Source organism: Kitasatospora sp. NPDC127067, assembly GCF_042724755.1.
Lineage (GTDB): Bacteria > Actinomycetota > Actinomycetes > Streptomycetales > Streptomycetaceae > Kitasatospora > Kitasatospora lactacystinica.
Map to the genome: position 1 here is coordinate 1 of NZ_JBHXEM010000097.1, position 18735 is coordinate 18735.

The following is an 18735-nucleotide window of genomic DNA, read 5'->3' on the forward strand; positions in this document are numbered from 1 at the left end:
GGGGGGCTGGCACTCGGGGGGGGGCCCGCACCCCGGGGGGGGCGGGCGACGGGGCGGGGGGTACCGGGGGGGGTAAAACTCACGCCCCGCGTCCGCCCCCCCACCCCGCCCCCCGCCCGCCGCGTCTCCGCCTGCCGGGGCGCTCTGCGCACCGCTCTCGCCCGTCCGCGTGTCATCGCGGCCGCGGCCTCCCCGGCGGCACCGCTCCCCGTCCCCAGGGGTTCGGTGCCCGTCTTCGACCGGCCTCGGGGCCGGTGTCCTTCTTTCCCCGCTCAGCGGGTGATCAGATCGGCGACGGCCTGGGCCTGGTTCGCCATCTGCTCCCACCCGCCGAACAGCAGCACCAGGAGCACGGCGCACGGCAGGGCCATGGCCAGCGCCACGGCGGGGTGCCGCGTGGGCTGCTCGGTGGACCGGGACTGGACGGAGGCCGGCCGACGGCGGGGGGTTCCCGTGATCTGCGGTGCCATGTCCTTGCTCCTGATCCGGTCGAGTTGGCGCGGTGGACGGCTTACCTCGGGGGACGAGCTCCCCGTCCACCGCTGGACACAACGCTATTGGCCGGAGGGTCCTCCGGGCGTCATGCCGTCGTACTGTTCCTCGGACGTCCGGGAGGATGACGATCCGACTCGGGGCCTACTACCGCAGGGGGACGGAAGGCTCATCCGACCCCCGAGGGAACCCTGAGGGGCAACCCCGAGAAGCCCTTCGACGTCCTTGTGACCTGCAGGTCAACGCAAGATCCGACAATCGCACGGCGGCTTCAGGTGTTGCGTATCAGCACACCGCAGCGGGCAGTCCGTAAGCTGTGCCAGACAGGAACTGACGATGGCCCAACCGACGGGGCCTCACCCACAGGCTGACGGGGAACGAAACATGGCGATGATGCGGCTGAGGCGTGAGGACCCCCGCATCGTCGGGCCGTACCGCCTGCACCGGCGACTGGGCGCCGGCGGCATGGGCGTGGTCTACCTCGGCTCCGACCGCCGCGGGCAGCGCGTCGCCCTCAAGCTGATCCGCGCCGAGCTCGCCGAGGACCAGGAGTTCCGCACCCGCTTCGCCCGCGAGATCGCCGCCGCCTCCCGGATCCGGGGCGGCTGCACCGCGCGCGTGGTCGGCTCGGACATCGAGACCGAACGGCCCTGGCTGGCCACCGCGTACGTGCCGGGGCCCTCGCTCTACAAGCGGGTCGGCGACGAAGGACCGCTCAACTGGCCCGAGGCCGCCCGGATCGGGGCCGCGCTCGCCGACGGACTGGTCAAGGTGCACGAGGCGGGAGTGGTCCACCGGGACCTCAAGCCGTCCAACATCCTGCTCTCTCCCCGAGGCCCGCGGATCATCGACTTCGGCATCGCGTGGTCGCGCGGCGCCAGCACGCTCACCCACGTCGGCACCGCGGTCGGCTCCCCCGGCTTCCTCGCGCCCGAGCAGGTGCGCGGGGTCGCCGTCACGCCCGCCACCGACGTCTTCGCCTTCGGGGCCACCCTCGCGTACGCACTCACGGGGGACACCCCGTTCGGCTCCGGGGCGTCCTCCGAAGTGATGCTGTACCGGGTCGTCCACGAGGAGCCCGACCTCTCCGCCGTACCGCCGCAACTGGCGCCGCTGATCCGGGCCTGCCTCGCCAAGGAACCCGCCGAACGCCCCGGAGCCGCCGCGCTGCACGAGCGGCTCAGCGAACTGGCGGCGCGCGGTGCGGCCGCCGGGAACGCCGGCGGCGCCCGCGGCACACGACCCGGACGGGCCGCCCCCGCACCCGCTCCGGCCCAGCAGGAGAACGGCCGGCAGAGCGTGCCGGCCCCCGGACGCCCGCCCGAGCCGCCCGCCGCGGCACGGGCCCGGGCTGCGGCGGGCCGCCCCGGCGCGCAGGCGGCCGGGGCCGCCGGACGGCGACCCCAGGGACCGGCCGCGCCCGCGCCGCGGCCCGAGGCCACGCCGGTGACCCGCCCGCTGCGGGCGCGTCCGGACCGTCCGCAGACCCCGCCCCCGGGCCGCCCCGGCCCCCACGACCGGGTACGCCCCCGGGACCGCCAGCACACCCCCGCCCCCGGCGGGCGGCCCGGCACCGCCCGGCAGCGGCTGCTCCGGCAGCGGCTGGTGGTCTTCGTCACCGTGACCATCGGGGTGGCGCTGGCCATCGCGGCGGCGCAGGGCTGCGAGAACCGGGACAACCGGAGCGTGCGGCCACCGAGCGCGGTGGTGGTGAATACGGGCTCCGGCGGCGAACAGGCGGTGCCGGGGACCTCGGCGGACGTCGTGCCGCAGTCCTCGACCGCGCCACAGGCCTCGACCGCGCCGCTCCCGGCGGCGGCGCGCAGTGGCGCGGACAGCGGGCTGACAGCCCCGCAGGCGCCCGTGCCACCGGTGGACTGGCCCAACCGCAGCTACCCCGACGGGGCCGGCGGGCCGGCCGTCGCCCTGCAGAACGGGCACTCGGTCGGGGCCGGGCCGCAGATCACGCTCAGCGCGGTGCTGCCGGCCCGGTACAAGGGCCTGCCGGCCGCGGTGGTCGTCCTGCGGCGGGCGGAGGGTTCGACCCAGGTCGACCTCGTCCAGCTCTACACCTTCACCGGGGACACCCCGGTCGCCACCACCTCCCGCACCTCGGTGGCGGACCCGCAGGCGGCGGCCACCTGGCGACTGGACGGCAGCACGGTCGTCCGCGAGGAACGCTCGGCCGTCACCGGCGCCGTCGCCTCCACCCGCTACACCGTCCGCCCCGACGGCACCCTCGACGAATCCTGGCCCGGCGCCACCACCCCGCCCCCCGCCGCCGCCCCGGCCCCACCCACCTCCCCCACCGGCTGAAGCCACCCGGGCCACGTCCGCACCACGACGGCCGGCGCGAGAAGTCGGGCGGGCCGACTTCTGATGCAGCGGCGAGGCCACTGCGACCGTCCGGGCAGCAGGCCGAGCAGCACGCACTGGAAGTCGAGCCTGCCGACTTCTCGTGCGGGAACGGGCCGAGCGGCAGGCGAGAAGTCGGGCAGGGCGCCCGCCGGAGGACACTGCTGCGGCCGGGGGGGTCGGTGGGGGCTCCGGTGAACCGGGCGTGCGTGGGGAGTCGGGCGGTCAGGGGGTGGGGGTGGTGACGGCGTAGAAGGCCACGGCTGCGGCGGCGCCGACGTTGAGGGAGTCGATGCCGTGGGCCATCGGGATGCGGACGGGGTGGTGGGCGGCGGCGATGGCGCGGGGGGTGAGGCCGTCGCCCTCGGCGCCGAGCATCAGGGCGGCCTTGGGGAGGCCGTGCGGGGTGAGGGTGTGGAGGTCGACCGCGGCCTCGGCGGGGGTGAGGGCGAGCAGGGTGAAGCCGGCCTCGCGGACGGTGTCGAGGGCGGCGGGCCAGGGGTCCAGGCGCGCGTACGGGACCGCGAAGACGGCGCCCATGGAGACCTTGACCGCGCGCCGGTAGAGCGGGTCGGCGCAGTCGGGCGAGAGCAGGACGGCGTCCATGCCGAGGGCGGCGGCGCTGCGGAAGATGGCGCCGAGGTTGGTGTGGTCGACGAGGCCCTCCAGCACGGCGACCCGGCGGGCCCCGGCGAGCACCTCGGCGGCGTCGGGGAGGGGCTTGCGCTCCATCGAGGCGAGGGCGCCGCGGTGCACGTGGTAGCCGGTGACGGCTTCGGCGAGCGCGGGCTCGACCACGTGGACGGGGGCGTCGGCCTCGGCGATGACGTCGCCCATCACCTCCAGCCACTTGGGGGTGAGCAGCATCGACCGCATCCGGTAGCCGGCGGCCAGGGCGCGGCGGATGACCTTCTCCCCCTCGGCGATGAAGAGGCCCTCGGCGGGTTCGCGGCGGCGGCGCAGTTCGACATCGGTCAGGCCGGTGTAGTCGGCGAGGCGGGGGTCGGCCGGGTCGGTGATGGTGCGGGGTTCGGACACCCTGCGATCTTGCCAAGCCCGGGCGGGGAAGGCCAAACGGCGGAGGGAGCGGGGTGGTCCCCGGCTGGCCGTAGTGCAAATATGACCGTATGGCCCGAAATCCGGGCCGATCCTGGGCTCCGTCGGCCTCTGGCGCCACTGGCTCCGCCGGCTCCCCCGGTGGGCGCCCACACGGTCGGCCACAGCTGCCGCACGCGAAGCGGCGGTGGCCGGTCTGGCACCGGTCGGTGGCGGGGCAGGTCTTCGCACTCCAGGTGCTGGTCGTGCTGCTGCTCGTGGTGGCGGCCGCGGTGGCACTGGTGGTGCAGTCGCGCAACGACGCCACGCACGAGGCCCGCAACCGTTCGGTGGCGGTGGCGCAGACCTTCGCCAACTCCCCGGGCATCGTCGCCGCGCTGCGCTCCCCCGATCCGACGGCCCTCCTGCAGCCGAGCGCGGAAGCCGCACGGGTCGCCTCGGGCGTGGACTTCATCGTCGTGCTGAACGACCAGGGCATCCGCTACACCCACCCGAACCCGGCCCGGATCGGCCAGAAGTTCGTCGGCGTCTACGAGCCCGCCCTGCACGGGCAGGTGGTGACGCAGCAGGTCTCGGGCACGCTCGGCCGCCTGGTGCAGGCGGTGGTCCCGGTGTACGCGCCGGACGGCTCGGTGGTCGGGGCGGTCTCGGCGGGCGTCACGCTGAAGAACATCAGCAGCGCCAGCCAGCGGCAGCTGCCGGTGGTGCTGGGCGCTGCGGCGGCCGCGGTGGGGCTCGCCACGCTGGGGACGGCGCTGATCAGCCGGCGGCTGCGGCGCCAGACGCACGGGCTGGGCCCGGTCGAGATGACCAGGATGTACGAGCACCACGCGGCGGTGCTGCACGCGGTGCGCGAGGGCGTGATGATCATCGGCGGGGACGGGCGGCTGCTGCTCTGCAACGACGAGGCGCGCCGGCTGCTGGACCTGCCGCCGGACGCCGAGGGCCGCCCGGTGACCGGGCTGGGCCTGGAGCAGGCGCCGCTGGAGCTGCTGACCGCCGAGCGCCAGGTGACCGACGAGGTGGTGCTGGCCGGGGAGCGGCTGCTGGCGGTGAACGTCCGGCTGATCGACCGGCCGGGCGGCCTGCCCGGATGCGTCGCCACGCTGCGCGACTCCACCGAACTGGCGGCGCTGTCCGGCCGGGCCGAGCGCGCGCAGCGGCGGCTGCGGCTGCTGTACGACGCCGGGGTGACGGTGGGCAGCACGCTGGACGTGACACGGACGGCGGAGGAGCTGGCGCAGGTCACGGTGCCGCGGTTCGCGGACTTCGTCACGGTGGACCTGGCGGACCAGGTGCTGACCGGCGAGGAGCCGCCGCCGGGCCCGTCGCTGGGGCGGATGCGCCGCGCCGCGGTGGCGGGAGTACGGGACGACGCGCCGTTCTACCCGGTCGGCACGGTGCTGGACGTGGTGCCCGAGACCCCGCTGGCCGGGGCGCTGCACAGTGGTGAGCCGGGCATCGAACCGCACCTGGCGGAGGTGGACGAGTGGCGGGACCAGGACCCGGAGCGGTCGGCGCAGGTGCTGGCGTACGGGGTGCACTCGCTGGTGCGGGTGCCGCTGCGGGCGCGCGGGGTGCTGCTGGGGGTGGCCCGGTTCTGGCGGGCGCAGCGGGCCGAGCCGTTCGAGGCGGACGACCTGGCGCTCGCGGAGGAGCTGGTCGCGCACGCGGCGGTGTGCATCGACAACGCCCGCCGCTACACCCGGGAGCACACCATGGCGGTGACGCTCCAGCACAGCCTGCTGCCGCGCAACCTGCCGGAGCAGACGGCGCTGGACGTGGCGCACCGCTACCTGCCGGCGCAGGCCGGGGTGGGCGGGGACTGGTTCGACGTGATCCCGCTGCCGGGTGCGCGGGTGGCGCTGGTGGTCGGGGACGTGGTGGGGCACGGACTGCACGCGGCGGCGACGATGGGCCGGCTGCGCACGGCGATCCACAACTTCTCGACCCTGGACCTGCCGCCGGACGAGCTGCTGGGGCACCTGGACGAGCTGGTGAACCGGATCGACCAGGACGAGGCGGCGGGCGGCGGGCGCGCGGAGCTGGCCGGGGCGACCTGTCTGTACGCGATCTACGACCCGGTGTCGCGGCGCTGCACGCTGGCCACCGCCGGTCATCCGCCGCCGGCCGTGGTGGATCCGCAGGGCCGGGTGGTGTTCCCGGAGCTGCCGACCGGGCCGCCGCTGGGGCTGGCGGTGCTGCCGTTCGAGACCGCCGAGCTGGAACTCGCCGAGGGCAGTCGGCTGGTGCTGTACACGGACGGGCTGGTGGAGGACCGGGAGCGGGACATCGACGAGGGGCTGGAGCTGCTGCGGGCGGCGCTGTCCGGGCCGCCGCGCACGCCCGAGCAGACCTGCGCGGACGTGCTCGGGGCGATGCTGCCGGCGCACCCGCAGGACGACATCGCCCTGCTGGTGGCCCGGACCAGGGTGCTGGCCCCGGAGCACGTGGCGCAGTGGGAGGTGCCCTCCGACCCGGCGGCGGTGCGCGAGGTCCGGGCCGCGGTGGCGGAGCGGCTGACGGCGTGGGGGCTGGAGGAGGCCGCGTTCGTCACCGAGCTGATCCTGAGCGAGCTGGTGACCAACGCGATCCGGTACGGCTCCGGGCCGATCCGGGTGCGGCTGCTGCGGGACCGTTCGCTGATCTGCGAGGTGTCGGACGGCAGCAGCACCTCGCCGCACCTGCGGTACGCGGCGACCGAGGACGAGGGCGGGCGCGGGCTGTTCCTGGTCGCGCAGTTCGCGGACCGCTGGGGGACGCGCTACACGGCGACCGGGAAGGTCATCTGGACGGAGCAGCCGCTGGAGTAGCCGCGGAACGGCCGCGGAACGGGAGGTCGGACCGGCCGACTTCCCACTCCGGCGCGTTGGCCGCGGAACGGCCGCTCCGGCGGCCGCTGCGGCGCGTTCGCCCCGGCGGGTCCGCGCCGGCCTACGGCTGGAAGGCCGCGGCCAGCACGTTGACGACGTCGCCGATGACGATGACCGCCGGGGGCTTGACGCCCTCGGCCTCGACCACCGCGGCGACGGTGCCGAGGGTGGCGTCCACCCGGCGCTGGGCGGCGGTGGTGCCCTCCTGGACGACGGCGACCGGGGTGTCCGCCGGCCGGCCGTACTCGACCAGCCGGGCGGCGATCGCGCCGATCTTGTCCACGGCCATCAGCAGCACCAGGGTGCCGCTCATCCTCGCGGCGGCCTCCCAGTTGGTGAGCGAGCGCTCGTCGTCCGGGCCGACGTGGCCGGAGATCACGGTGAACTCGTGGGTCATGCCGCGATGGGTGACCGGGACACCGGCCGCCGCGGGGACGCTGATCGAGCTGGAGATCCCGGGCACCACGGTGACCGGCAGCCCGGCCTCCGCGCAGGCCAGCAGCTCCTCGCCGCCGCGGCCGAAGACGTACGGGTCGCCGCCCTTGAGCCGGACCACGAACTTGCCGGCCTTGGCGTGCTCGACCAGGGTGCGGTTGATCGCCTCCTGGGCCATGAACCGGCCGTACGGGATCTTGGAGGCGTCGATCACCTCGACGTGCTCGGGCAGTTCGGCGAGCAGCTCGCGCGGGGCGAGGCGGTCGGTGACCACCACGTCGGCGTCGGCGAGCAGCCGGCGGCCGCGCACGGTGATCAGGTCCGGGTCGCCGGGGCCGCCGCCGACCAGGGCCACGCCGGCGCCGTGCGCGCGGTACTGGCGGGCGGCCAGCGAGCCGTCCCGCAGGCCGTCGACGATGGCGTCGCGCAGGGCGGCGGAGTGGCGCGGGTCGCCGGTGAGGACGGCGACGGTGGCGCCCGCGTCGCGGCCGCTGGCCGGGGTCCAGGCGGTGGCCGCGGCGGCGTCGTCGCTGCGGGAGCAGAACACCCGCTCGCGCTCGGCCTCGGCGCTGACCGCCGCGTTGACGGCCGGGTCGTCGGTGGCGACCAGGGCGTACCAGGTGCCGGCCAGGTCGCCGTCCCGGTACGGGCGGGCGTGCCAGGTGAGCTCGCCGGCGTCGGCCATCGCCTGGACGGCCGGGGTGGTGGCCGGCGATATCAGGTGCAGGTCGGCACCGGAGGCGATCAGGGCCGGCAGCCGCCGCTGGGCGACCTGGCCGCCGCCGACCACGACGACGCGGCGGCCGGCCAGCAGCAGGCCCACCGGGTAGGGGGTACGGCCCTCGGTGCTCGGGTGCGGGGTGGGCGCGCTCATCGGCGGTGCTCCTGATCGGGGGTGAGGGTGTGGGGAAGGTACGGCACCGCTCCGCGGTCCGGCGCGCCCTCGGGCCGGATCGCGGAGCGGTGACGGGGTGCGTCAGGCCTTCTCGGTGACCCCGGCGGAGTCGAAGGTGGCTACATCGTGCATCGCCCGGGCCGCGCTCTGCACCAGCGGCAGGGCCAGCAGGGCACCGGTGCCCTCGCCGAGCCGCAGGTCCAGGTCGATCAGCGGGCGCAGGCCGAGCTTCGCCAGCGCGGCCTGGTGGCCGGGCTCGGCGGAGCGGTGGCCGGCGATGCAGGCGGCCAGCACCTCGGGGGCGATGGCCTTGGCGGCCAGCGCGGCCGAGCCGGCGATGACGCCGTCCAGGACCACCGGGGTGCGCAGCGAGGCGGCGCCCAGCAGGAAGCCGGCCAGGGCGGCGTGCTCCAGGCCGCCGACGGCGGCGAGGACGCCGACCGGGTCGCTCGGGTCGGGCTGGTGCAGGGCCAGCGCGGCGCGGATGACCTCGATCTTGCGGGCGTGGGTCTCGTCGTCGATGCCGGTGCCGCGGCCGGTGACCTCGGCCGGGTCGAGGCCGGTGAACACCGAGATCAGGGCGGCCGAGGCGGTGGTGTTGGCGATCCCCATGTCACCGGTGACCAGTGCCTTGTTGCCCGCCGCGACCAGGTCGCGGGCGGTCTCGATGCCGACCTCGATGGCCTTGAGGGCCTCCTCGCGGGTCATCGCCGGGCCCTGGGTCATGTCGGCGGTGCCGGGGCGGACCTTGCGCGGCAGCAGGCCGGTGGCGCGGCCCTGCTGGACGGCGTCCGGCAGCTCGGCGGCGACGCCGACGTCGACCACGCAGACCTCGGTGCCGATCTGCTTGGCGAAGGAGTTGATCACCGCTCCCCCGGCCAGGAAGTTGGCGACCATCTGGGCGGTCACCTCCTGCGGCCAGGGGCTGACGCCCTGGGCGTGCACACCGTGGTCGCCGGCGAAGATCGCCACGCAGGCGGGCTCCGGGATCGGCGGCGGGCACTTGCGGGACAGCCCGCACAGCTGGGCCGAGATGATCTCCAGCATGCCGAGCGAGCCGGCCGGCTTGGTCATCCGCTTCTGACGGTCCCAGGCCTCGCCGAGCGCCTTGGCGTCCAGCGGCCGGATGCCGCGCAGGGTCTCGGCGAGCAGGCTCTGCGGCTCCTCGCCGGGCAGCGCGCGGTTGCCGTACTGCTCCTCGTGGACGACCCAGGACAGCGGGCGCTTCTTGGCCCAGCCCTGCTGCTCCAGCTCGGGCTCGTCCGGGAACTCGTCGACGAAGCCGACGCACAGGTAGGCGACGACCTCCAGGTGCTCGGGCAGGCCGAGTTCGCGGACCAGCTGCTCGTCGTCGAAGAAGCTCACCCAGCCGACGCCCAGGCCCTCGGCGCGGGCGGCCAGCCAGAGGTTCTCGACGGCCAGGGCGGCCGAGTACGGGGCCATCTGCGGCTGGGTGTGCCGGCCCAGGGTGTGCCGGCCGCCGCGGGTGCGGTCGGAGGTCACCACGATGTTGACCGGGGTGTCGAGGATGGCCTCGATCTTGATTTCCTTGAACTGCTTGGCCCGGCCCTTGGGCAGCGAGTCCGCGTACGCCTCGCGCTGGCGCTCGGCCAGGGCGTGCATCCGCTTGCGGGTCTTCGCCGAGCGGATCACCACGAAGTCCCAGGGCTGCGAGTAGCCGACGCTGGGCGCGGTGTGGGCGGCCTCCAGGACGCGGATCAGCACCTCGTGCGGGATCGGGTCCGGGCGGAAGCCGTTGCGCACGTCGCGACGCTCGCGGATCACCTGGTGGACGGCCTCGCGGCCGGCCTCGTCGTAGCCGGGGGCGGCCGGGCCGCGCGGCTCGGCGGGCTCCTCGGGCTGCTGCTCGGGCTGCTCCTGCGCCTCCTCGGCTGCGGTGCCCTCAGTGCCCTCAGGGGCCTCAGGGGCCTCAGGAGCTTCCCCGGCCTCGGTGACCTCGGCGGCCTCGGCGGCGGGCTGCTCGGTCTGCGGCTGCTCGACGGCTTCGGCGGTCGCCTCGCCGGCCTGCTCCTGGGCGGGCTCCGCCTCCGGAGCGGCGGCGGTCTCCGCGACGGCGGCGGCTTCGGCCTCGGCCGGGACCTGCGCCGGCTCGGCGGCCGGCTCCGCGGGGGCCTCGGCCTCCGCGACGGCGGCGACGGGCTGCTCGGCGGCGCCCTCGGCGGGGGCGGCCTCCTCGGCCTCTCCGGCCGGCTCGACGGCCTCGACGGCCTCGGCCACGGGCTGCTCGACGGCTTCGGCGGGCTGCGCCGCCGGAGCCTCGGGAGCGGCCTCGGCCGGAACCTCGGCGGGCGACTCGGGGGCCGGCTCGACGGCTTCGGCGGCCTCGGCCTCCGCGGGCGCCTCCACGGCCTGCTCGGCGGCCTGCTCCACGGCCTGCCCGGCGGGTGCCTCGGCCTGGACCTCGGCCTGCTGCTGCGGCTGCTCGGCCTCCGCGGCGGGCTCGACGACGGCCTGGCCGGAGGGCATCTCACCGGTGCCCGCGGCGGTCTCCGCGACCGGCTCGGCGACGGCCTCCGGCGCGGTCTCCGCCGGGTGGGCCTGCTCGGCGGCCTCGGCCACCACGGCGACCGGGCCGGACTCGGCGCCCGCGTCGGCCTCGGCGGGCTGCGCGGAATCAACGGCCTCGACGGCTTCGACGGCTTCGACGGCCTCGGCCGCGGGCTGCGGCGCGTCGGCGGCCGCTATGGGCGCGGGCTGCTGCGGAGCCGTCTCCTCGACGACCTGGGCCTGCCCGGCCTTCTCGACCTTGGGCAGGCCGTGCGGGGTGGGAGCGGCCAGGAAGGCGGAGATCCGGCGCGGCTGGCCGGCCGGGGCCGCGGCCTCGGTCTGCTCGACGGGCACGGCGGCGCCGTCGGCGGCAGCACCCTCGGCTGCGACAGCCTCGACAGCGACGGCCTCGGCGACGGGCTCGGCAGCGACGGGCGCGTCGGCCGTCCCGGCCACCGGCTGGGCGGACTCCGCCGGGGCGGCCTGCGCCGCCACGGCGACGGCCTCCACGGCGGGCGCGGTGGCCTGGGTGGCCTGGGTGGCCTGGGCCGTCACGTCCTGCGCGGGCTGGACCGGGTCGGCGTGGACGGCCTCCGGCGTCTCGACGACCTCGATCACCTCGATCGCCCCGACCGTCTCCACGGCCAGCACGACCTCGACCGGCGGCCCGGCCAGCGGCACCTGCTGGGCGTGCTGGACCTGCTGGAAGTCCTGCGCCTGCGGCAGCTGCTGCCCGTCCACGACCGGAACCCCGGCAGCCGCCGGGGCGACCGGCGCCGTCGGGACGGCCTGCGGGGCGGCGGCGTGCGCCGGGGCGACGGCCTCGGCCATCGGCGGGCGGCCGACCACCGGGATGCCGTGCGCGGGCGTGCCGCCCTGCGAGGGACCGCGGTCGGCCAGCGAGCGGACCGGCACCTGGCCGGTCATCAGCGACGGGTCCGGGATCGGCGGGCCGGCGTGCAGCGGCCGGCGCGGCTGCTGAGCCTGCGTCATCGGCTGCTGCGGCTGCGACGGGCCGGGCGCCGCCGCACCCCCGCGCACCCCCCCCCCCCCCGGCGGGTCCACCGGCGGCCAGGACGGCTCGACCGGCGTGCCGTCCTGCTGCGGCGCGAGCGGCATCTGCTCGGCCGGCACGGCCGGCTCGCCCCAGGAGCCCTGCGGGCCGGGCATCAGCAGCACGTCGTCATCGTCGTCCAGGCCGTCCGGCGTGTCGGGCTGGTCGAGGAAGTGGAAGGCCGGGCGCGGGGCGCCCTGGTCGACGGCCCAGCCGTCGCCGGGGTGGCCGGGCTGGGGCACACCGGGAACGCCGTAGCCGTGCTGGCCCTGCGGCGGGATGACGCCCGCACCCGGGGGCATCGCACCGGGGACGCCGCCGACCGGAGCCGGGTTCGGGATCGCACCGCCGTCCGTCGCGACGCCCTGGAGGGGTGCAACGCCCGCGACGCCCTCCGGTCCGCCGAGCGGGTCATGCCCGACGTGCAGGTGCTCCGGCAGTCCCTCGCCCGGGACGTGGCCGCCATCGGTCATTGTCAAAGCTCCTTCCAGGCCGCTGCCGCGCCCTCGGCGACACGATCACCGATCGCAGCGCCCATCCGCACGGGCCGCACCAGCACCGGCCCGCCCCTAACCACACGCGGCCGCCGCGCCGTGGCGCTGCGGCCCAAGTCCATCCGGCGCACTGCGGCACCCCGGCCCGGCGCGCCGCCCGTACGGGGCGGCACATCGTCTGAAACAACGACAACCCGGAGCAACCGGCACGACCGCACCGGACCCTACGGCATTCTCCAGGTCCGGCACGCGGCCCGTCGAATTGCCCACACTCCGAGCGGAATCGGATTGCACCGCGTCAAAAAGGTGACAAACCGACCGAATCGGGTGGGTCGCCGACCGATACGGCCGTCCAGGACGTCACACTACCGGCACGGCGCGGTCACCTCTCGAATCGGTGTCCGGATGCGACCTGGATCACCGTCGACGCCAGCGGACGGCCCCGGCACGCGCCCACGGCCTTCACACGATCTGCTCACCCCAGAGCACCAGCACGCCGGTCCCGCCGGTCCCCAGTGCCAGACCGTCGCCCTCCCCCACCGGCCGCAACGGGGTCGCCTGGAGCAGCGCGCCGTCCGCCCGGTAACCGGCCCCGGCGATCGCCCGGTGGACCTCCTGCGCCTCGGCGAGGGTCCGGGGCAGCGCGACGAACCGTTCGGGCCGGCGGGCCAGGACGGCGCGCACCACGTCGAGTCCGCCGGACTCCACCACCGCCGCGTCCGGCTCCGGCAGGCCGCCCAGCACCTCGGGGCCGCTCCCGTACACCGTCTCCACCTCGACGCCGTAGCGGCGGGCGTTGACGGTCAGCCGGGCGCAGGCCGAGCGGGAATCCTCGACCGCGACGACGGCGGCGCCGAACCGGGCCGCCTCCACCGCGAGGGCGCCGCTGCCGGCGCCGACCGACCAGACCAGGTCCCCAGGGCGTGCGCCCAGACGGGCCAGTACCAGGGCGCGCACATGGGCGGGGAGCGCCTCCGGTGCGCCCGGCTCACCCTCCGTGCGCCCGGCGCCCGCATAGGCGTCACCGGGGAGCGCCCAGCCGCGTTCCGCGCCGGGGTAGCCGACCGGGCGCCCCGCGAGCCAGCCGGCCGCCTCGTCCACGGCGGAGGACTGGGCGCCGCCGCCGATCACCAGCACCACGTTGGGGTCGCGCCACACGTGGTCGGCGATCCGGTCGGAGGTGAGGACGGTGACGTCCTCGTCCGGGGTGCCGAGGGCCTCGCAGACCACGAAGGTCCGGTGCACCCCGCGCAGCATCAGGGCGAGTTCGGCGGGCCCGGCGCCGGGCGCGGTGAGCACCGCGACCTTGGGGTGGGCCCGGCAGATGTTGGCCGCACGGCGCAGCCGTCCGCCGTGGACGCTGACCACCTGGGCGTCCTCCCAGGGCATGCCGGCCCGGGCGAAGGCGGCGGCCACCGAGGAGACCGCGGGCAGCACCTCCAGTTCGAGGCCGTACTCGGGGCGGCGCAGGGTGCGCACCACCCCGAAGAAGCCCGGGTCGCCCTCGGCGACCACGACGGCGGCGCCGCGGTGCTCGGCGATCCGGCGGGCGGCCTGCCGGACGTTGCCGAGAATGATCCGCTCGGCGGCCTCCGGCACCGGGAGGGCGTTCAGTTGGTAGGGGGCTCCCGCCACCAGGGTCGCCGCGGCCAGGGCCGCGCCGGCGGCCTCGGTCAGCGGTGTGCCGTCCCACCCGATGACCGTGATCCGGTCAGCCATCTGCGGCCGTTCTCCCTCGCCTCGGTGCGCCACGCGATCCGCCGTCGTGCGGTGCCGGTCCAGAGGCTACCGGGTGCGGTACCCCGGACCCCGACATCTCGCACACATGTCCACGCCGGGTCAGGGGCTTCGGGGCTCAGTCGCGGAGCACGTAGCGCTGGTCGCCGTGCCAGCCCCCGCGGAGCGGCTCGGGCGACTCCAGGTCCTCCGGGAGCAGGCTCCACAGGATGAGGTCGCTGCGGCTCTCTCCCCCGGTCCGGCCGCCGGGAGATGCCTCCGGCACCGCCTCGCCGGACTCTCCCCGGACTATCCAGGCGCTGCGCAGCACGCCCTCGCTGATGCCGCCGATCTTCTGGGCGACCTGCTGGGCGGCGGTGTTCCCGGCGGCGGTGCGCAGCTCCAGGCGCAGGAAGCCGCGGTCCTCGAACAGCCACTGAGCGACGCCGAGGACGGCCTCCGGGGCGTAGCCCTCGCCGCGCGCCCAGACGGCGGTGACGTAGGAGATCTCGGTGCTGCGCAGCCGCCAGTCGGTGTTGCGCAGCTCGACCAGGCCGACCAGGCGCTGGGTCAGGTTCTCGGTGACGGCGAAGACGATGCCGCGCCCGGCGGCCCGGTGGGCGGGGGCGAGGGTGCGGGCGAGCTCGGCCGCGTACTCCTCGGTGAAGGGGTGCGGCAGGTCCGTCCAAGCGAGGACGAGGTCGTCGGCCATCATGGTGGCCAGCCCGGGGGCGTCGTCCTCCGCCAGGGGCCGAAGCAGCAGCCGTTCGGTGCTGATGGCGGTCTCGGGGAAGCTCGCTGCCATGCCGTCTCTCCTCGCCGGGTCGTGAACACAACACCGTACGCCTCCGTCGTGCCCCGGGTGCCACGCGGTGCGCTGCCCGCACGACGGTACGTCAGAACGCGGTCGGCCGGAGTGTCCCTGCCGCATACTGCCCGACCGGGCCCCCGCCGAGGTGCGGCGGGGGCCCGGTCGGGATCAGGGTGTCGAGCGGACCGCGGCTCAGAAGGCCGGGATGACCGAACCCTGGAAGGTGTCGTTGATGTACTTCTTGACCTCGTCGGAGTGCAGCAGCTCGGCCAGCTTCTTGACCCGCGGGTCGTTCTCCTTGCCCTTCTTGACGGCCAGGATGTTGGCGTACGGGTTGCCCTCGGCCTTCTCCAGCACCAGGGCGTCGGTGGCCGGCTTCAGGCCGGAGTCGATCGCGTAGTTGCCGTTGATGACGGCGGCGTCGAGGTCGGCGACGGAGCGGGGCAGCTGGGCGGCCTCCAGCTCCTTCCACTTGAAGTTCTTCGGGTTGCCGGTCACGTCCGCCGGGGTGGCGGCGGTGGTGACGCCGTCCTTGAGGGTGATCAGCTTGTTGTCGGCGAGCAGCTTGAGCGCGCGGCCCTCGTTGGTGGCGTCGTTCGGCAGACCGATGGTGGCGCCGTCCGGCAGGTCGGCGATCGCCTTGACCTTCTTGGAGTAGACGCCCAGCGGCTCCAGGTGCACGGGCTCGACCGACACGATGTCGGTGCCGCGCTTCTTGTTGAAGTCCTCCAGGTACGGGACGTGCTGGAAGTAGTTGGCGTCGGCCGAACCGTCCTGCACCGCCGTGTTGGGGGTCACGTAGTCGGTGACCTCCTTGATGTCGAGCTTGAGGCCCGCCTTCTCCGCGAGGTTGTCCTTGACGAACTTCAGGATCTGACCGTGCGGGGTGGGGCTGGCCACGACCTTGAGCGGCGCGTTCGCGTCCGACGAGGAGGAGGACCCGGAGCTGCCGCAGGCGGCGAGCGAGAGGGCGACGCCGGCGGTGGCGAGGATGCTGGTGAACTTCAGAACGTTGCGCACGAAAAGTGCCTTTCTGCGTGGAACGGGGAGCCGCGCCCGGGGTCGGACGGGGGAGGTCTAGGAGGCGACGAGGTCCTCGTCGGGAGTCGTCCGGGAGCGGCCGAGCAGCCGGGTCCGGCCGCCGGTGCGCCCGCGGTGGGAGAGCCGCTGGACGACGAAGTCGCCGATCAGCTGGACGGCGGTGACGATGATCACCAGCTCGGCCACGATGACCCACATGAAGGTGGTCTCGAAGCGCTGGTAGCCGTAGTTGACGGCGAGGGTGCCGAGGCCGCCGCCGCCGACCGTGCCGGCCATCGCGGAGTAGCTGATCAGGGTGATGACCGTGGTGGTGACCGAGGCCACGATGCCGGGCAGGGCCTCGGGCAGCAGGGTCTTGCGGACGATCGTCCAGGTGCTGCCGCCCATCGACTGGACCGCCTCGACCAGGCCCCGGTCGACCTCACGGACGGAGGTCTCGACCAGGCGGGCGAAGAACGGGATGGCGCCGATGGTCAGCGGCACGGTCGCCGCCTGCCAGCCGATGGAGGTGCCGACCAGCCAGCGGGTGAAGGAGATCAGCGCGATCATCAGGATGATGAACGGCACCGACCGGGCGAGGTTCACGACGAAGCCGATGCTCTTGTTGACGGCCCGGTTGGCCAGCAGGCCGCCCTTGTCGGTGAGCACCAGCAGCACGCCCAGCGGCAGGCCGAGCAGGACGGTGACGACCGCGGACACCCCGACCATCTGGAAGGTCTCCTGCGTGGCGGGCCCCATCAGGGCCCACATCTCGTCCCAGGTCATGCCACCGCTCCGTCCGTCGCACCGATCACGTCCACCTGCAGGCCCTGCTCGCGCAGGTAGCCGATCGGCACCACGTTGTCCTGGTGGCCGCCGGACAGCTCGACCCGCATCCGGCCGACCATCCGGCCGGCGATGGTCTCCACCGCGGCGCCGAGGATGTTGATGTCGATCTGGTAGGTGCGGGCGAGCTGGGAGACGAAGGGCTGGGCCGAGCTGTCGCCCTGGAAGGTGATCTCCAGCACGGTGGAGCCGGGGTGGCCGGTGCCGAACTCGCTGAGCGGGAACAGCTCGCGGGCCAGCTCGGAGCCGGGCCTGGCGAGCAGGTCGGTGAGCTCGCCGGACTCGACCACCCGGCCGCCGCGCATCAGGGCGGCGGAGTCGCAGACGGACTTGATGACGTCCATCTCGTGGGTGATCAGCAGGACGGTGAGGCCCAGTTGCTGGTTGAGCTCGCGCAGCAGCTTGAGGATCGAGCGGGTGGTCTCCGGGTCGAGCGCCGAGGTGGCCTCGTCGGAGAGCAGCACCTTGGGGTCGCCGGCCAGCGCCCGGGCGATGCCGACGCGCTGCTTCTGGCCGCCGGACAGCTGGTTGGGGTAGCTGCGGGCCTTGTCGCCCAGGCCGACCAGGTCGAGCAGCTCGGCGGCCTTGCGGCGGCGCTCGGTGCGGTCCAGGCCGATGATCTCCAGCGGGAGCTCGACGTTCTGCTGCACCGTCCGCGAGGAGAGCAGGTTGAAGTGCTGGAAGACCATGCCGATCCGGCGGCGGGCCTCGCGCAGCTCCTTGCCGGCCCGGTTCTCGCCGCCGGCCAGCGCGGTCAGCTCGACCCCGTCCACGGTGACCGTGCCGGAGGACGGGCGCTCCAGCATGTTCACGCAGCGGATGAGGGTGGACTTGCCGGCACCGCTGGTGCCGACGACTCCGTAGACCTCGCCCGGGCGGACGTGCAGGTCGACACCGGCGAGGGCGGTCACCTCGCGGCCTCGGGAACGGTAGACCTTCGTCAGGTCCGTGGTGGTGATCACAGCGGCTTTCCGTGGGTCGGGGCGGGCGGCGCGGGTCGACCGCCCGACCTGCTTGCGGTCGGCGGGGCGACCTCACGGCGCTGCGCCAGGAGGGTCCGGATCTGGCGTCCCTCGATCGTGGCCGTTGGACGCCGGGGCCGCGCGACGGCGTGGCCCTAACGGGTCAACGGCACCCGCGCGGATGCGGGCACGACGAGGGAAGGGGTCCGGGAGGAGGGGCGCGCTCGCACGGGCGGGAGCGCTGCCGGAGTCTCGCTTCGGGGCGCGAGGGGGAGGCGCCCTCAGTGGGGCGCCGGGGGGGTGGCCCTCAGCAGTGACACATTCGACGACACATGGCACGCTCACCTGCCGGCAGGGTGCCGGTGGGGGTCCAGTTCGTCGTCGCAGTCATGTGAGCCAGTAAAACAGATGGGTCGAATTCCGCCCAATTGTTTGGCGAAGCTGTCCGCAATGCGGACACATACCCCTGTGACCTGCATGGATACGGCTCGGCGCCGCCACCGGTGGTCCGGATGGTGGCGGCGCCGGGAAACGTGCGCGGGGCGGCGGGCTCAGGCCGTCGCCGCGAGCGGCGTCGCGGCGGGCTTCTCCAGGTGGACGTAGCTCAGCCGGCTGGTGATCTGCTCGACCCCGGTCTGGCGGTACCCCTGTCGAGCGTACAGCCGCAGGTTGCCGAGGCTGCGGTGGCCGGTGGACAGCCGGTAGGCGCTCACCGGGCCCTCCTGGGCCATGCGGCGCTCCAGCGCGTCCAGCAGGCGGCCGCCGAGGCCGTGGCGCTGCATCCGCGGGTGGACGACCAGGCGCCCTATCCGGGCGACGCCGTCGTCGCCGACGCGGCCGCGGACGGTGCCGACCACCTCGTCGCCCAGCCGGGCGACCAGGAAGTGGTCCTCGGACAGTTCGGCGCGCAGGCTCTCCAGGCTCTGCGTCAGGGGCTCGATCGCCCAGTCGCCGTACAGCTCGGCCTCGGGCTGGTAGCCGAGGTACTGGAGCTTGAGGATCTGCTCCGCGTCCTCGGCCTCCGCAGCCGAGATGATCACGCTCATGCCCATGTGGAGGGGCCTCCCCAGTCGTCGTGCCCGGCGCGCAGAGGGTGGCGCGCTCACGCTCAGTATCCGAGTGATCGCACCACCGTCAAGAGCTGCGTTCGCCAGCGCTCTACCCGGGTGTCAGCTCCGCTCAACCTTCGCGGGGGCGGACGTGAGCAGGGTCACCTCC

General features: G+C 75.0%; 11 protein-coding genes and 1 pseudogene. 2 read left to right on the forward strand and 10 right to left on the reverse strand.

Annotated elements, in window-relative coordinates; genetic code table 11:
- Nucleotides 1–272: 272 nt before the first annotated feature.
- Nucleotides 273–470, reverse strand: a complete 198-nt coding sequence (locus ACFWJ4_RS30055) for a hypothetical protein (RefSeq protein ID WP_359915397.1) — start codon at nt 468–470, stop codon at nt 273–275.
- A 406-nt stretch (nt 471–876) separates the two neighbouring features.
- On the opposite strand from ACFWJ4_RS30055, the pseudogene ACFWJ4_RS30060 reads away from it, so the two are divergent.
- A pseudogene (locus ACFWJ4_RS30060) lies at nt 877–2160 on the forward strand (serine/threonine-protein kinase); the annotation flags it as partial.
- 912 nt (nt 2161–3072) lie between these two features.
- Here the strand turns inward: ACFWJ4_RS30060 and ACFWJ4_RS30065 are convergent.
- Complete coding sequence (locus ACFWJ4_RS30065) at nt 3073–3885, reverse strand: TrmH family RNA methyltransferase (protein WP_380549340.1); 813 nt, start codon at nt 3883–3885, stop codon at nt 3073–3075.
- An 89-nt stretch (nt 3886–3974) separates the two neighbouring features.
- Here ACFWJ4_RS30065 and ACFWJ4_RS30070 point away from each other — a divergent pair, with 89 nt between their 5' ends.
- Nucleotides 3975–6716, forward strand: a complete 2742-nt coding sequence (locus ACFWJ4_RS30070) for a SpoIIE family protein phosphatase (protein ID WP_380549343.1) — start codon at nt 3975–3977, stop codon at nt 6714–6716.
- A gap of 121 nt (nt 6717–6837) precedes the next feature.
- Here the strand turns inward: ACFWJ4_RS30070 and cobA are convergent, their stop codons facing one another.
- The 8 genes from cobA to ACFWJ4_RS30110 all read right to left on the reverse strand — a co-directional run bounded on the left by cobA (nt 6838) and on the right by ACFWJ4_RS30110 (nt 18569).
- Complete coding sequence (cobA, locus tag ACFWJ4_RS30075) at nt 6838–8085, reverse strand: uroporphyrinogen-III C-methyltransferase (RefSeq protein WP_359906002.1); 1248 nt, start codon at nt 8083–8085, stop codon at nt 6838–6840.
- Between the two features lie 102 nt (nt 8086–8187).
- On the reverse strand, nt 8188–12141 hold the full coding sequence (gene cobT, locus ACFWJ4_RS30080; RefSeq protein WP_380549346.1) for a nicotinate-nucleotide--dimethylbenzimidazole phosphoribosyltransferase: 3954 nt from the start codon (nt 12139–12141) through the stop codon (nt 8188–8190).
- A gap of 483 nt (nt 12142–12624) precedes the next feature.
- Nucleotides 12625–13881 carry a precorrin-6y C5,15-methyltransferase (decarboxylating) subunit CbiE gene (gene cbiE / locus ACFWJ4_RS30085; RefSeq protein WP_380549349.1) on the reverse strand — a complete coding sequence of 419 codons (1257 nt, stop codon included), beginning with the start codon at nt 13879–13881 and terminating at the stop codon, nt 12625–12627.
- Nucleotides 13882–14017: 136 nt separating this feature from the next.
- Nucleotides 14018–14683 (reverse strand): GNAT family N-acetyltransferase, encoded by a 666-nt coding sequence (locus tag ACFWJ4_RS30090; protein ID WP_359905994.1) that lies wholly within the window; start codon nt 14681–14683, stop codon nt 14018–14020.
- A 198-nt stretch (nt 14684–14881) separates the two neighbouring features.
- Entirely contained in the window at nt 14882–15709 is an 828-nt protein-coding gene (locus ACFWJ4_RS30095) for a MetQ/NlpA family ABC transporter substrate-binding protein (protein ID WP_359905991.1), read from the reverse strand.
- 57 nt (nt 15710–15766) lie between these two features.
- Nucleotides 15767–16495: a methionine ABC transporter permease gene (locus tag ACFWJ4_RS30100; RefSeq protein WP_359905988.1), complete on the reverse strand. Its 729-nt coding sequence runs from the start codon at nt 16493–16495 to the stop codon at nt 15767–15769.
- The gene (locus ACFWJ4_RS30105; RefSeq protein WP_359905985.1) at nt 16492–17517 is read right to left on the reverse strand and encodes an ATP-binding cassette domain-containing protein; all 1026 of its coding nucleotides are present in this window, start codon (nt 17515–17517) and stop codon (nt 16492–16494) included. Before ACFWJ4_RS30105 ends, ACFWJ4_RS30100 begins: the two co-directional genes overlap by 4 nt.
- A gap of 551 nt (nt 17518–18068) precedes the next feature.
- A complete protein-coding gene (locus ACFWJ4_RS30110; RefSeq protein ID WP_359905982.1) occupies nt 18069–18569 on the reverse strand; it encodes a GNAT family N-acetyltransferase in 501 nt (166 codons plus the stop codon).
- Nucleotides 18570–18735 lie beyond the last annotated feature (166 nt).

Excerpts from the sequence above, each read along its gene's own strand:
- ACFWJ4_RS30055 (WP_359915397.1), bottom strand. The coding sequence starts at position 470 with ATGGCACCGCAGATCACGGGAACCCCCCGCCGTCGGCCGGCCTCCGTC.
- ACFWJ4_RS30070 (WP_380549343.1), top strand. The coding sequence starts at position 3,975 with ATGGCCCGAAATCCGGGCCGATCCTGGGCTCCGTCGGCCTCTGGCGCC.
- cobA (WP_359906002.1), bottom strand. The coding sequence starts at position 8,085 with ATGAGCGCGCCCACCCCGCACCCGAGCACCGAGGGCCGTACCCCCTAC.
- cobT (WP_380549346.1), bottom strand. The coding sequence starts at position 12,141 with ATGACCGATGGCGGCCACGTCCCGGGCGAGGGACTGCCGGAGCACCTG.
- cbiE (WP_380549349.1), bottom strand. The coding sequence starts at position 13,881 with ATGGCTGACCGGATCACGGTCATCGGGTGGGACGGCACACCGCTGACC.
- ACFWJ4_RS30090 (WP_359905994.1), bottom strand. The coding sequence starts at position 14,683 with ATGGCAGCGAGCTTCCCCGAGACCGCCATCAGCACCGAACGGCTGCTG.
- ACFWJ4_RS30100 (WP_359905988.1), bottom strand. The coding sequence starts at position 16,495 with ATGACCTGGGACGAGATGTGGGCCCTGATGGGGCCCGCCACGCAGGAG.
- ACFWJ4_RS30110 (WP_359905982.1), bottom strand. The coding sequence starts at position 18,569 with ATGGGCATGAGCGTGATCATCTCGGCTGCGGAGGCCGAGGACGCGGAG.